Raw genomic sequence first — 14416 nt, forward strand, 5'->3', positions numbered from 1 at the left:
ATCTAAAATATAAATATGGGAGAAGAAATTTCTGGGCAAGAGGATATTTTGTTGACACAGTAGGGCGAAATGAAAAGGTGATAAAAGAGTACATAAAAAATCAGTTGGAAGAAGATTATATGGTAGATCAGATTTCATTAAAAGAGTATACAGACCCGTTTACGGGTAATAGAGGAGAATAAGGCGAAAAAAGACAGCCACTTTTAGTGGCTGCCTGTAATCGTAATGCGATGCCAAATCTTCAATATTCCCTTTTAGGGAATCAGCACGTAATACCCCTTCTAGGGGTTGTTCAAACCACTAGTTTACTAGTGGTTTTGATTTTATAGATAGGATTGTTTTGATTAAAGATAAGTGGATATGATTTCCTCGGCAATTTCTCTGCGGGAAACACAGCGATCCATTGCCTGTTTTTCAATATAGCGATGGGCATCTGCTTCTGACATTTTCAATTCGTCAATGAGTACCCATTTGGCACGGTTTACCAGACGGATTTCTTTCATTTTTTCTTCCATGGAAAGGGATTTATTTTCCAATTTTCTCAGACGCTCCCGGATACCAGCCATGAAATTTAAGGTATGTGCAACCATCTGTTTGGAAGCGGGTTTTGGCAATGTTAGAATGCCGTATTCCGTTACTTTATCGCAAACTTCTTCATAGACTTCGTTCCGTACTAGTAAAAGAATGACGGTGCCTTTGTTTCCAGAAATCTCAATGGCAAATCTTGTGCCGAAATCATCGGGCAGGGGTGTATTGATGAACACAAAGTCAAAACTGCGTTCCAGCAAAACTCGTTTTGCCAAGCTAACACTGGAAACCATCTGTACGGGAGCATATTTGGATTCAGGGAGCAGAGATTGCAGAGATGCATTGAATTTTTCTTTTGCAGATATGACCAATACGCTGTAAACACGTTCTTTTAAACTCAAAATGCTCCCCTCCTTTCAAAAGTCCTTTTCTTATCGCTGGTTATAATATGTCTGCACGATGGTTTTTGGCAGATATTGTGATACAAAGGAACTGTTGGCTGCCAATGTTGCCGCTTCCCGTAAAGTCAGTGGCAATCTCTGCAAACCAGCCAAAATGTCTGCACTGGCTGTAAACAGATTCAGATCCGTAGGCGCAGGCAGAGGCAGTTTTTGCTGGATGCCATCCAGTCCGGCATAAATCAAAAGAGCAAATGCCAGATATGGATTGGTTGTAGGGTCTGGAGAACGCAGCTCTGCACGACGATATGCATCTACGGCAGCAGGAACACGAATAAGCTGAGAGCGGTTCTGGTTTGACCAGGAAATGTATTCAGGCGCTTTGGGACCGCCAAAACGCTCATAAGAAGCAACTGTGGGATTCAGGAAAACAGTCAACTCTGAAATATGTGCCAGAATACCAGCAATCATATGGGATAGGGGATCTTCACAGTTTCCGCCTTTGACAGAAATATTGATATGAAATCCATTCCCGGGCTGATGGCGCAATGGTTTTGGACTGAAATCCGCATAAAGTCCATTCCGTTCTGCAACTGTTTTTACAACAGCTTGAAAGGTTAGGGTATTATCAGCGGCAGTGAGAGGATCGGAATAACGGAAGTCAATTTCATTTTGTCCGGGACCTTCTTCGTGGTGGGAACTTTCAGGATAAATGCCCATCTGCTCCAGAAGCAGGCAGATTTCCCGTCGAACATTTTCGCATTTGTCTTCTGGTGCAATATCCATATATCCCGCGTTATCATATGGCGTTTTTGTGGGCTGTCCTTCCGCGTCCAATTGAAAAAGATAAAATTCCATTTCAGGACCGAAGGCAAAGGAAATGCCAGCAGATTCCGCATCAGAAATGGCTTTTTTCAACAGGCTTCTGGTATCACAGATAAAAGGACGTCCGTCCGGGTAGGAAATGCTGCAGAACATGCGAACAACTCTGCCATGCTCTGGTCGCCAGGGAAGTACCATCAGGGTATCAGGTTCTGGATGGAGCAGCAGATCAGATTCGGCTTCATCGCCGAAGCCTGCAATGGCAGAACCGTCAATGGCAATGCCATAGGAAAAAGCCCGAGGCAGTTCATCTGGCATGATGGAGATATTTTTCTGTTTGCCAAAAACGTTGCAAAATGCCAAACGGATGAATTTGACATCTTCTTCCTGGACATACTGTAATACTTCCTGCTTGGAATATTTCATGAATTCCACCTGCTTTCCTCTCATTTTCAACATTTTTTTCGAACTTTGCAACATTTATAAAAAGTAATATAACACAGTTCCCACAGATTTTCCATAAAAAATTGTATAAAGAAAAATATGTACGCATAACATGGTCAAATTTGAATTTTTGTAATTTTATGGAAAACATAATAATTTTTTGAAAAAATTTATAAAAGACCCATTGACAAAAATGAATTATGGGTGTATAAAATATGAGTCAAAGGCAAAGGCGTCTTTGAGGTCATACCCTCAGAGTCCCCTTTGCCTTTTTTATTTTACAAAAGAGGGGGTTTTTCTATGAAACATGTATCGGATTATTTTGGTTCCCTGGTCTTTGACGACAGGGTAATGAAAGCACGATTATCAAGTGAAGTATATCAGTCCCTGAAAAAAACAATTGATGAGGGAGCGAAGTTGGATCTTTCCGTTGCCAATGCTGTGGCAACAGCCATGAAGGATTGGGCAATTGCAAATGGTGCAACCCATTACACTCATTGGTTCCAGCCACTGACTGGCATTACAGCGGAAAAACATGACAGCTTCATTACACCAGCGCCTGATGGCAGAGTGATTATGGAATTTTCTGGTTCCGAACTGATCAAAGGTGAACCGGACGCATCGTCTTTTCCTTCAGGAGGTCTGCGTGCTACATTTGAAGCAAGAGGATATACCGCATGGGATCCTACATCTTATGCCTTCATCAAAGGAAAAACCCTGTGCATTCCCACTGCCTTCTGTTCTTATGCAGGGGAAGCACTGGATAAGAAAACACCACTGCTCAGATCTATGGAAGCATTGAACCGTCAGGCGCTGCGTATCCTGCGTCTGTTTGGCAATGACCATGTAAAATGTGTCCGTACTTCTGTAGGACCGGAGCAGGAGTATTTCCTGGTAGACAGAGAAATGTATGAAAAACGCCGTGACCTGATTTTTACTGGACGGACTTTGTTTGGTGCAAAGCCGCCAAAAGGTCAGGAACTGGACGATCACTACTTTGGTGCCATTAAACCCACAGTAGCCGCTTTTATGGAAGATCTGAATGAAGAATTGTGGAAGCTTGGCATACTGGCAAAGACGGAACACAATGAAGTTGCTCCGGCACAGCATGAATTGGCACCTATCTATACAACAACTAATATTGCAACAGACCACAACCAGCTGACAATGGAAATTATGCAGAAAGTTGCGGCAAGACATGGTTTGGTTTGTCTGCTTCATGAAAAACCCTTTGCTGGTGTCAACGGCAGCGGCAAGCATAATAACTGGTCTATTTCCACGGATGAAGGCGTAAACCTGCTTTCTCCCGGTGAAACACCGCATGATAACGCACAGTTCCTGCTGTTCTTGTGTGCGGTCATCAAAGCGGTGGATGATTATCAGGATTTGCTGCGTATTTCCGTTGCAACAGCCGGAAATGACCTGCGGCTGGGTGCACAGGAAGCACCTCCAGCAATCGTTTCCATTTTCCTTGGCGATGAACTGAATGCAGTTTTGGAATCTCTGGAAAATGATACACCTTACTGCGGTGTGAAAAAGACAAAAATGAAATTGGGTGTTGACGTACTGCCCAAATTTACAAAAGATAACACAGACCGTAACCGTACATCACCCTTTGCGTTTACAGGCAATAAATTTGAATTCCGTATGGTTGGGTCTGCGGACAGCATTGCCTGCGCAAATATCATGCTGAACAGTGCTGTAGCAGAAAGCCTACGGGTTTATGCCGACTATTTGGAACAGGCACCTGACTTCCAGTCAGCCCTGCAGGAAATGCTGAAAAATACAATTAAAGAACATAAACGTATCATTTTTAACGGCAACGGCTACGATGATGCATGGATTCAGGAAGCAACGCTGAAAAGAGGTCTGAGCAATTATCCTTCTACACCTGACTGCGTACCTCATATTCTGGATCGGAAAAATGTGGAACTGCTGACAGGGCAGAAGATTTACACAGAACCGGAACTGCGTGCGCGTTATGAAATTGTACTGGAAAACTACTGTAAGTCCATTGTCATCGAAGCAAATACCATGGTGGATATGGCGGAAAAAGAAATTCTGCCGGCAATCACTGCATATGCAATGGAACTTGCTAAAACAGCAGCCGCGAAAAAAGTTTTGAACGAACAGATTACCTGTGCTTTTGAATGCGAGAGGGTGAAAACCCTGTCTGCTTTGACAGATGAAATTGCACTGAAAATACAGGAACTGAAAAAATCTCTGATTTCCTTGAAATCAACAGAAACAGTTTGCGAAGAATCCGCTTTTATTCGGGATCAGGTATTGGTAAAAATGCGGGAACTGCGTGTGCCTTGTGACGAAGCAGAAACCATCACTGCAAGAAAATATTGGCCATTCCCTACATATGGAGAATTGCTGTTTGGCGTAAAATAAAAAACAAAAGAGGAAAGAGAAGCAGAAGACGAAACCGGTTCTGGTTTCGTTTTCTGTGGATAAAAAAGGAGGTAAGGCTGATGTGCTCAATTATGGGATATTGCGGCAGCAGTGTGGATTTGGCATTATTTCAGGAAGGATTTGACCGTACCATCTCTCGTGGTCCTGATGACAGCCGCATTGTAGATACAGGAAATGGATATTTAGGATTTCACAGATTGGCAATCATGGGTTTGACCCCATCTGGCATGCAGCCTTTTGCATTGGATGGCAGTTATGTTGTCTGCAATGGGGAAATTTATGGTTTCGAAAAAATCAAAAAGGTGTTGGCAGAAAAATACACTTTCCAGAGTGAATCAGACTGTGAAGTGCTGCTGCCCATGTATCGGGAATTTGGCACAGATATGTTTGCTATGCTGGATGCAGAATTTGCTTTGATTCTCTATGATGCAGAAGCAAAATCTTTTATTGCTGCCAGAGATCCTATTGGGATACGTCCTTTATATTATGGTTATGATAAAAACGGTGTCATTGTGTTTGCCAGTGAACCAAAGAATCTGGTGGGCTTGACAGAACGTATCATGCCATTTCCACCGGGGCATTATTATAAGGATGGTAAATTCATTTGCTATTGCGATATTGCGAAAGTAGATAAAGTTTGTCATGACGATTTGGAAACTGTTTGCAAAAACATCCATGATAAGTTGGTTGCAGGGGTGGAAAAAAGATTGGTAGCAGATGCAAAAGTAGGATTTTTGCTTTCTGGCGGTCTGGATTCCTCTTTGGTATGCGCCATTGCAGCCAAAAAATCAAAAACGCCTATTCGTACATTTGCCATCGGCATGAGCGAGGATGCCATTGATTTGAAATATGCAAAACAGGTTGCTGACTACATCGGAAGCGACCATACAGAATTCTATATGACAAAAGAACAGGTTCTGGATTCTCTGGAAACAGTCATTCAGGCATTGGGTACCTTTGATATTACCACCATTCGTGCCAGCATGGGCATGTACCTGATTTGCAAAGCCATCCATGAAAATACAGATATTCGCGTATTGCTGACTGGTGAGATTTCCGATGAACTCTTTGGATATAAATATACAGACTATGCACCCGATGCGGATGCGTTCCAGAAAGAAGCCCAGAAACGTTTGCATGAACTGCATATGTACGATGTTCTGCGGGCAGACCGCTGTATTTCCGTACATTCTCTGGAAGCCCGTGTGCCTTTCGGTGATCTGGATTTCGTAAAGTATGTCATGTCCGTTGACCCGGAAAAGAAAATCAATACTTATGGCAAAGGAAAATACCTTCTGCGTCATGCTTTTGAAGGTGATTATCTGCCTCATGAAATTTTGTGGAGAGAAAAAGCAGCGTTTTCTGATGCGGTTGGTCACTCCATGGTGGATTATTTGAAAGCTTACGCAGAAGAAAAATATACAGAAGAAGAATTTCAGGAAAAAGCCCGCAAATATACTCATGCGGCGCCATTTACAAAAGAATCCCTGCTGTATCGGGAAATTTTTGAAAAATATTATCCCGGACAGGGAGAAATGATCGTTGATTTTTGGATGCCAAACCGCGACTGGGAAGGCTGTCAGGTAGATGACCCTTCTGCGCGTGTACTGGCAAACTATGGAGATAGCGGTAAATAAGAATTGGAGGAACAAAAAATGGAAAAGAAAGATCTGCTGTATGAAGGAAAAGCAAAAAAAGTATATCGGACTGATGATCCAGAAGTGTTATACATTGCTTATAAGGATGATGCCACAGCTTTCAATGGCTTGAAAAAAGGTACCATTTCCGGCAAGGGCATCATCAACAATCAGATGAGCAACCGTTTGATGCAGTATCTGGAAAGCAAAGGCATTCCGACACATCTCATTGAAGAATGCAATGAACGGGACACTCTGGTAAAACGTGTGGATATTGTTCCCCTGGAAGTCATTATCCGAAATATTGCAGCAGGTTCTTTCTCCAAGAGATATGGTGTGGAAGAAGGCACCGTATTTGCGGAACCTACCATTGAAATTTCTTATAAAAATGACGCTCTGGGAGATCCCCTTCTGAACGCATATCATGCGGTAGCTATGGGACTTGCCACATGGGATGAAATCGAAACCATCAAGTCTTATGCTTTTGCCGTTAATAAACATCTGTCTGCTTTTTGGAAAACCTGCGGCGTGACACTGGTGGATTTCAAACTGGAATTTGGGAAGCTTTCTGATGGCAGTATTGTACTGGCGGATGAAATCAGCCCCGATACTTGCCGTTTGTGGGATACAGAAACGAAAGAAAAACTGGATAAAGACCGTTTCCGCAGAGATTTGGGCGGCGTAGAAGACGCTTATGCAGAAGTCATGAAACGGTTGGAAGAACATTTGCAGCAATAAGAAAGAGGAGTGCTTGATTATGTATGATTGTTATGAATCCCCTTTGTCCAGCCGCTATGCTTCTCCGGAAATGCTGAAGCTTTTTTCCATGGAAACTCGTATCCAGACATGGCGAAAATTATGGGTAGCTTTGGCGAAAGCGGAAATGGAATTGGGGTTGCCCATTACAGAAGAACAGGTACAGCAATTGGAAGAACAGGTGGAAAACATCGATTTTGCCTGCGCTGCAGCCAGAGAAAAGGAAGTTCGCCATGATGTTATGGCACATGTTTATACTTACGGAAAAGTAGCACCAAAGGCTGCCGGCATCATTCATCTGGGGGCTACCAGTTGTTACGTTACCGATAACGGTGATTTGATTTTATATCGGGATGCACTCTTGCATCTTCGGAAAGGGCTGTTGGCTGTGATGCAGAATCTGGCAGCTTTCGCAAAACAGTATCGTGCTCTACCAACCCTTGGGTATACCCATTATCAGCCGGCGCAGCTGGTAACAGTGGGAAAACGAGCAACCCTTTGGCTTCAGGATTTCCTGATGGATCTGGAAGAACTTGATTTTGTACTGGAGCATATGAAGTTTTTGGGATGTCGTGGTACCACGGGAACAGAAGCCAGCTTTTTAGATCTCTTCGGCGGAGATACAGAAAAAATTGATGAAATGAATCGACGCATCGGTAAGACCTTCGGTTTTTCTGAATGTTACGATGTCTGCGGACAGACTTATCCTAGAAAGCTGGACAGCCGCATTTTGCAGTGCTTGTCTGCAATCGGACAGAGCTGTTACCGCATGGCTAATGATATTCGTTTGCTGCAGCATGACAGACAGATTGAAGAACCTTTTGAAAAGAATCAGATCGGTTCTTCTGCTATGGCATATAAACGCAATCCTATGCGCTGTGAAAGAATTTGTTCCCTGTCCCGCTATTTGATGGCAGATGCAGCAAATGCGCCAATGACTGCTTCTGTACAGTGGCTAGAACGGACATTGGACGATTCCGCAAACCGCCGTATTTCCATGCCGGAAGGTTTCTTGTGTGCCGATGCGGTTTTGCGTTTGGCACAGAATGTTACAGACGGACTTCATGTCAATGAAAAGATTGTTGCCAAAACCGCTCGGGAATACCTTCCTTTTATCGCAACAGAGAACCTCTTGATGGAAGCCGTAAAGCGTGGCGGCGACAGACAGGAACTCCATGAAGTCATTCGCAGATGTTCCATGGAGGCAACTGCCAGAATGAAAGAAGGCGAATCCTGTGACCTGCTGGAAAGACTTGCAGCAGAACCGGCTTTCCAATTGAATGGGCAGGACTTGGAAAAACTGCTGAAACCGGAAGATTATATCGGAAGATGTCCCGAACAAGTGGATGCTTTCGTAGAAAAAGTCACACCCTTATTCAAGGATTTGAAACAGGAAAAAACTGAAATCAATGTATGATATAGAGCCAGCTGGTTTTCGTCAGAAAATCGGCTGGTATGTTTGCGCAAAGAAGAAAAAAGGAGCGGAGAGCATGACGAAATATGTTTTTGTAACAGGCGGCGTCGTGTCCGGCTTGGGAAAAGGCATTGTTGCGGCTTCTTTGGGGCGTCTGCTGAAAGCCAGAGGATTGAAAGTGGCACCCCAGAAATTAGACCCTTATATCAATGTAGACCCGGGTACCATGAGTCCTTATCAGCATGGCGAAGTGTATGTCACAGAAGACGGTGCGGAAACGGATTTGGACTTAGGACATTATGAACGCTTTATTGATGAAGATTTGAATCGTTATTCCAATCTGACCACAGGGAAAGTTTATTGGAATGTATTGAATAAAGAAAGAAGTGGGGCATACCTTGGCTCTACCGTACAGGTCATTCCTCATGTCACAAATGAAATCAAGGAATTTGTCTATCAGGTAGGGAAAAAGACCGATGCAGATGTTGTCATTACAGAAATTGGCGGTACCATTGGTGATATCGAATCCCAGCCATTTCTGGAAGCGGCAAGACAGGTTTCTCTGGAAGTAGGAAAGGAAAATAGCCTGTTTATCCATGTAACTTTGGTGCCTTTCCTGCGTGGTTCTGATGAACATAAATCTAAACCTACTCAGCATTCTGTAAAAGAATTGCAGGGAATGGGGATTCATCCAGATATTATTGTACTGCGCTGCGATGAACCGCTGGAAGAAGCCATTTTCCAGAAAATTTCCATGTTCTGTAATGTAAGACCCGATTGCGTCATTGAAAACAGAACACTGCCCATATTGTATGAAGCACCGCTGATGCTGGAGAAATCCAATTTTTCTGCCGTCGTTTGCAGAGAACTGGGACTGGAAGTACCTGCTGCCGATTTGACAGAATGGGAGGAAACCGTCAAACGCATCAAAGAAAGACCATATCATGTTCGTATTGGATTGGTAGGGAAATACGTGCAGCTCCATGACGCATATCTTTCCGTAGCAGAAGCCCTGCGCCATGCAGGCTATGCTTGGAACACCCATGTGGACATTCAGTGGATTGATGCAGAAGAAATTACAAAAGAAAACGCGGAGGATAAGCTTTCTGGTCTGGATGGCATCATTGTTCCCGGTGGATTTGGTGACCGTGGTATTTCTGGCATGATCGAAGCGGCTCGTGTAGCACGGGAAAAACAGATTCCATACTTTGGTATTTGTTTGGGCATGCAGATTGCGGTCATTGAATTTGCAAGAAATGTAGCCGGGCTTTCACAGGCAAATTCCGGGGAATTTGCACCAGATTGTCCACAGAAAGTTATTGACTTCATGCCGGGACAAAGTGACGAGATTGCCAAAGGCGGTACACTGCGTCTGGGCGCATATCCCTGCATCATTCAGCCGGATACATTGATGGAAAAATGCTATGGCAAAAGAGAGATACAGGAACGTCATCGCCATCGCTATGAATATCAGAACCAATACCGGGAAACACTGGAAAATGCAGGACTGATTTGCAGCGGCATTTCTCCTGACGGAAATCTGGTGGAAGCGGTAGAATGGAAAGGCCATCCATTTTTCATTGGCGTCCAGTATCATCCCGAATTCAAGAGCCGTCCCAACCGTCCGCATCCGCTGTTTTATGGATTTATCGGCGCAGCTTTTGCGCTTTCCCAGAAAAAAGATTGATTTTGTTTTATGGACATGGAGTATGGGAAGAAAGGAGCATATATGATTAGAACGTATGACAGAAAATTGATTATAGAAGATGGCAGCCAGTATTATGGTTATGGCTTTAGTGCAGATACAGACAAAGTATTTGAATTGGTGTTCCATACAGGTGTCATTGGGTATCAGGAAATTTTTTCTGACCCGTCTTATACCTATCAGGGGGTTGTGATGACATATCCTTTGATTGGGAACTATGGTATGGCAGCGGATGATTATGAAACATTCCATCCGACCATTGGCGCTATGATTGTGCGGGAATATGAAGACCATCCCTCCAATTTCCGTGCAGAAGCAACATTGTCTGAAATGATGAAAAAGTTTGATGTGCCGGGGATTTCTGGCATTGATACCAGAAAACTGACAAGATCTATTCGAGATTTCGGCAGCAGAAAAGCATTGATTACCAGCGTAAATACACCTTTGGAAAAAGGTCTGGAAATCTTGAAAGAAACCACCATTCCCGGAAATATGGCAGAAATCGTAAGTTGTAAGGAAAGCTGGGAATATGAAACAGAAGAACCGAAATATCATATTGTAGCTGTTGATTTCGGTATCAAACACAGCATCTTGAAAGCATGGAAAAAGAGAGGCTGCCACGTGACTATTGTTCCTTGGAACACATCTGCTGAGGAAATTCGTAAACTCCAGCCGGATGGTGTATTCCTTTCCAATGGACCGGGGGACCCTGCCGCAGTACAGCCTGCCATTGAAATGATTCAGCAGCTGCGAGGAAGTGTGCCCATGTTTGGCATTTGTCTGGGACACCAGCTCATTTCCCTGTCTTATGGCGCAAAAACTTATAAAATGAAATTTGGTCACCATGGCGGCAACCACCCTGTAAAGAACATTGCAACTGGAAAAGTGGAAATTACTTCTCAGAACCATTCCTATGCAGTGGATGAAAGCAGTTTGAAAGGTACAGACTTGACCATTACCCATATGAACTTGCTGGACAAAACCGTAGAAGGGGTTGCTTGTGAAAAAGATTCTATCTACAGCGTACAGTATCATCCGGAAAGCGCACCTGGTCCACAGGACAGCGGATATTTGTTTGATCGTTTTATACAGATGATGAAGGAGGGAAAGGCACATGCCAAAAAGAACTGATATTCATAAAATTATGGTCATTGGCTCTGGTCCCATTGTCATTGGGCAAGCTGCGGAGTTTGACTATGCGGGCACACAGGCATGTCTTGCCCTGAAAGAAGAAGGCTACGAAGTCGTGCTCTGCAATTCCAATCCGGCTACCATAATGACCGATACCACTATTGCGGATAAAGTATATATGGAACCTTTGACACTGGAATATGTGGCAAAAATTGTACGCCATGAAAGACCGGATGCTATTCTGCCGGGCATTGGCGGACAGACAGGTTTGAACCTTGCTATGCAGTTAGAGAAAAAAGGCATCCTGCAGGAATGTCAGGTGGAACTTTTGGGTACCAGCAGCGACAGTATCCGTCAGGCAGAGGATAGAGAAGAATTCAAAGAACTCTGCGAAAGACTGGGGGAACCTGTATTGCCTTCCGGCATTGCGGATTCCATAGAAACAGGTCTGGAAATTGCTGCATCCATTGGTTACCCTGTTGTATTGCGTCCTGCTTTTACATTGGGCGGTACTGGCGGTGGTTTTGCTGACGATGAACAAGGTTTCCGTGAATTGATGAAAAACGCTTTGGCTTTGTCACCTACCCATCAGGTTCTGGTAGAAAAAAGCATCAAAGGCTATAAAGAAATCGAATACGAAGTAATTCGTGATAAAAACGATACCGCTATTACTGTATGTAATATGGAAAACTTAGACCCTGTTGGTATCCATACAGGGGATTCTATTGTCGTGTGTCCTTCTCAGACTTTGACAGATAAAGAATACCAGATGCTGAGAAACAGTGCCCTGAAGATTATCCGTGCCCTGAAGATTGAAGGTGGATGTAACGTACAGTTTGCATTAGATCCACATTCTTTCCAGTATTATCTGATTGAAGTCAATCCACGCGTTTCCCGTTCTTCTGCATTGGCTTCCAAAGCCAGCGGTTATCCCATTGCCAGAGTTTCCGCAAAAATTGGTGTAGGCATGACATTGGATGAGATTCCTCTTGCCAATACCCCTGCGGCATTTGAACCAGCATTGGACTATGTGGTTACAAAAATGCCGGGATTCCCGTTTTATAAATTTGCAGATGCTGATAATCGTCTGGGCACGCAGATGAAAGCCACAGGTGAAGTTATGGGCGTCGGCAGAACAGTGGAAGAAAGTTTGCTGAAAGCCATCCGCTCTTTGGAAATTGGTGTGAATCATTTGCATATGGCGAAATTTGATGGTCAGAGTCAGGAAGAATTGATGGCATACATTCCCAAGGGAACTGACGACAGAATTTATGCCATTGCAGAATTACTGCGTCAGGGATGTGCGCCGGAAAAAATTGCAGAAGCAACAAAAATTGATATTTTCTTCATCCGCAAATTGCAGAACATCATTTTAGAAGAAAAAGAATTGAAAGAACATGTAAGAGATGAAGCGGCTTTGTATGCTGCGAAGAAAATGGGCTTTTCTGATGCTGCCATTGCAAAACTGTGGCAGATGGAAGAAGAGGAAGTGTTCCAGATGCGTCAGAAAGCAGGCATTGTCCCTCATTACAAAATGATTGACAGCTGTGCAGCAGAATTTGACAGCTATATTCCTTATTTCTATGCAACTTATGAAGATGAAAACGAATCTGTCGTTTCTGATCGGAAAAAGATACTGGTATTGGGTTCTGGTCCTATCCGTATCGGTCAGGGGGTAGAGTTTGACTATTCCACTGTTCATGCTGTAAAAACCATTCAGGAAGCGGGATATGAAGCCATCATCATCAATAATAACCCGGAAACCGTTTCCACAGACTATACCACTTCTGACAAACTGTATTTTGAACCCCTGTGCGTAGAAGACGTTATGAACGTTATCGCATTGGAAAAACCAGAAGGAGTTATTGCTTCTCTGGGTGGACAGACTGCTGTCAATCTGGCAGAACCTCTCCAAAAAAGAGGCGTGCCGATCATTGGTACAGACAGTGTTGCCATTGAACGGGCAGAAAACAGAGAATCTTTTGAAGCGCTGCTGGAAAAACTGGAAATTCCTCAGCCCAAAGGGAAAGCGGTTACAAATATTGAAGATGGCGTTGCCGCTGCGGCAGAGATTGGTTATCCTGTTTTGGTTAGACCAAGCTTTGTACTGGGCGGCAGAGCTATGCAGATTGTGGCAAACGAGCCACAGCTGCGCCGCTATCTAGAAACAGCAGTAGAAGTGGATAAGGATAAACCTGTATTGGTCGACAAATATATCCAGGGCAAAGAAGTGGAAGTGGATGCCATCTGTGACGGTACTCGTGTATTCGTTCCGGGCATTATGGAGCTGGTAGAACGTACTGGGGTACACTCTGGTGACTCCATTAGCGTATATCCGCCTTTTGGCATCTCTGATAAAGTAAAAGGCGTTATTTTGGGATATGCGAAAAAGCTGGGCTTGGGCATTGGCATCAAAGGTCTGTTCAATATCCAGTTCATTGTAGATGGCAATGATGATGTATATATCATTGAAGTAAATCCTCGTTCCTCCCGTACAGTACCTTTCCTTTCCAAAGCCACAGGCTATCCTCTGGCAGATATCGCTACGAGAGTTATGTTGGGTATTTCTTTGGAAGAGCAGGGCATTTGCCAGCTGTATCCCGATGAGAAAAAACGTTGGTATGTAAAAGCTCCCGCATTCTCTTTCTCCAAACTGCACGGTATGGATGCTTATCTGTCACCAGAAATGAAATCCACAGGGGAAGCCATTGGTTATGATGCCAAACTCCATCGGGCAATGTATAAAGCAATGGTTGCCTCCGGCATGCATTTACAGAATTATGGCACAGTGCTGGTTTCTTTGGCAGATGCGGATAAAGAAGAAGGTCTGCCTTTGATCCGCCGTTTCTATCAGATGGGATTCAATCTGGAAGCTACAAAAGGAACAGCAGATTTCTTAAAACAGCACGGTATCCGTACGCATGCACTCCACAAACCAAGTGAAGGCAGTGATGAGGTACTGAAGTCTATCCGTTCCGGTTATGTCAGCTATGTAATCAATACCAGATCTATTACTGCAGGCACACAGGATGCAGATGGTATTGCAATCAGAGCCTGTGCCTGCGAGAATAACGTGACAGTGTTAACAGCACTGGATACAGTAAAAGTTTTGTTAGATGTATTGGAAGAAACGACTATGAAAATCTCAACAATTAATGCCTGA

10 protein-coding genes are annotated in these 14416 nt (G+C 43.8%); 8 read left to right on the forward strand and 2 right to left on the reverse strand.

Features of this window, described 5'->3' with window-relative positions; translation table 11 throughout:
• A partial coding sequence (locus BUB35_RS09265) for a transposase (protein ID WP_200777590.1) occupies positions 1 to 182 on the forward strand: 182 nt, incomplete at its 5' end.
• 162 nt (positions 183 to 344) lie between these two features.
• Here BUB35_RS09265 and BUB35_RS09270 read toward each other — a convergent pair.
• Together BUB35_RS09270 and BUB35_RS09275 are read right to left on the reverse strand one after the other, a co-directional pair.
• On the reverse strand, positions 345 to 929 hold the full coding sequence (locus tag BUB35_RS09270) for an ANTAR domain-containing response regulator (protein WP_072851122.1): 585 nt from the start codon (positions 927 to 929) through the stop codon (positions 345 to 347).
• 30 nt (positions 930 to 959) lie between these two features.
• The gene (locus BUB35_RS09275) at positions 960 to 2174 is read right to left on the reverse strand and encodes a glutamine synthetase family protein (RefSeq protein WP_072851124.1); all 1215 of its coding nucleotides are present in this window, start codon (positions 2172 to 2174) and stop codon (positions 960 to 962) included.
• A gap of 318 nt (positions 2175 to 2492) precedes the next feature.
• On the opposite strand from BUB35_RS09275, the gene BUB35_RS09280 reads away from it, so the two are divergent.
• The 7 genes from BUB35_RS09280 (at position 2493) to carB (ending at position 14416) form a co-directional block, all read left to right on the forward strand.
• Positions 2493 to 4589 carry a glutamine synthetase III family protein gene (locus tag BUB35_RS09280; RefSeq protein ID WP_072851126.1) on the forward strand — a complete coding sequence of 699 codons (2097 nt, stop codon included), beginning with the start codon at positions 2493 to 2495 and terminating at the stop codon, positions 4587 to 4589.
• Positions 4590 to 4669: 80 nt separating this feature from the next.
• Positions 4670 to 6247, forward strand: a complete 1578-nt coding sequence (gene asnB, locus BUB35_RS09285; RefSeq protein WP_072851128.1) for an asparagine synthase B — start codon at positions 4670 to 4672, stop codon at positions 6245 to 6247.
• An 18-nt stretch (positions 6248 to 6265) separates the two neighbouring features.
• The gene (gene purC / locus BUB35_RS09290) at positions 6266 to 6985 is read left to right on the forward strand and encodes a phosphoribosylaminoimidazolesuccinocarboxamide synthase (RefSeq protein WP_072851130.1); all 720 of its coding nucleotides are present in this window, start codon (positions 6266 to 6268) and stop codon (positions 6983 to 6985) included.
• 16 nt (positions 6986 to 7001) lie between these two features.
• A complete protein-coding gene (gene purB / locus BUB35_RS09295) occupies positions 7002 to 8420 on the forward strand; it encodes an adenylosuccinate lyase (protein WP_334292965.1) in 1419 nt (472 codons plus the stop codon).
• A 73-nt stretch (positions 8421 to 8493) separates the two neighbouring features.
• Positions 8494 to 10104 (forward strand): CTP synthase, encoded by a 1611-nt coding sequence (locus BUB35_RS09300; RefSeq protein ID WP_072851163.1) that lies wholly within the window; start codon positions 8494 to 8496, stop codon positions 10102 to 10104.
• A 42-nt stretch (positions 10105 to 10146) separates the two neighbouring features.
• Positions 10147 to 11253, forward strand: coding sequence for a glutamine-hydrolyzing carbamoyl-phosphate synthase small subunit (gene carA / locus BUB35_RS09305; RefSeq protein ID WP_084730639.1), 1107 nt, complete (start codon positions 10147 to 10149; stop codon positions 11251 to 11253).
• Positions 11237 to 14416: a carbamoyl-phosphate synthase large subunit gene (carB, locus tag BUB35_RS09310; protein ID WP_072851134.1), complete on the forward strand. Its 3180-nt coding sequence runs from the start codon at positions 11237 to 11239 to the stop codon at positions 14414 to 14416. Before carA ends, carB begins: the two co-directional genes overlap by 17 nt.

Source organism: Anaerotignum lactatifermentans DSM 14214 (assembly GCF_900142265.1).
GTDB classification, from domain to species: domain Bacteria; phylum Bacillota; class Clostridia; order Lachnospirales; family Anaerotignaceae; genus Anaerotignum; species Anaerotignum lactatifermentans.

Excerpts from the sequence above, each read along its gene's own strand:
- carA (WP_084730639.1), top strand. The coding sequence starts at position 10,147 with ATGATTAGAACGTATGACAGAAAATTGATTATAGAAGATGGCAGCCAG.
- BUB35_RS09275 (WP_072851124.1), bottom strand. The coding sequence starts at position 2,174 with ATGAAATATTCCAAGCAGGAAGTATTACAGTATGTCCAGGAAGAAGAT.
- BUB35_RS09300 (WP_072851163.1), top strand. The coding sequence starts at position 8,494 with ATGACGAAATATGTTTTTGTAACAGGCGGCGTCGTGTCCGGCTTGGGA.
- asnB (WP_072851128.1), top strand. The coding sequence starts at position 4,670 with ATGTGCTCAATTATGGGATATTGCGGCAGCAGTGTGGATTTGGCATTA.
- carB (WP_072851134.1), top strand. The coding sequence starts at position 11,237 with ATGCCAAAAAGAACTGATATTCATAAAATTATGGTCATTGGCTCTGGT.
- purC (WP_072851130.1), top strand. The coding sequence starts at position 6,266 with ATGGAAAAGAAAGATCTGCTGTATGAAGGAAAAGCAAAAAAAGTATAT.
- BUB35_RS09280 (WP_072851126.1), top strand. The coding sequence starts at position 2,493 with ATGAAACATGTATCGGATTATTTTGGTTCCCTGGTCTTTGACGACAGG.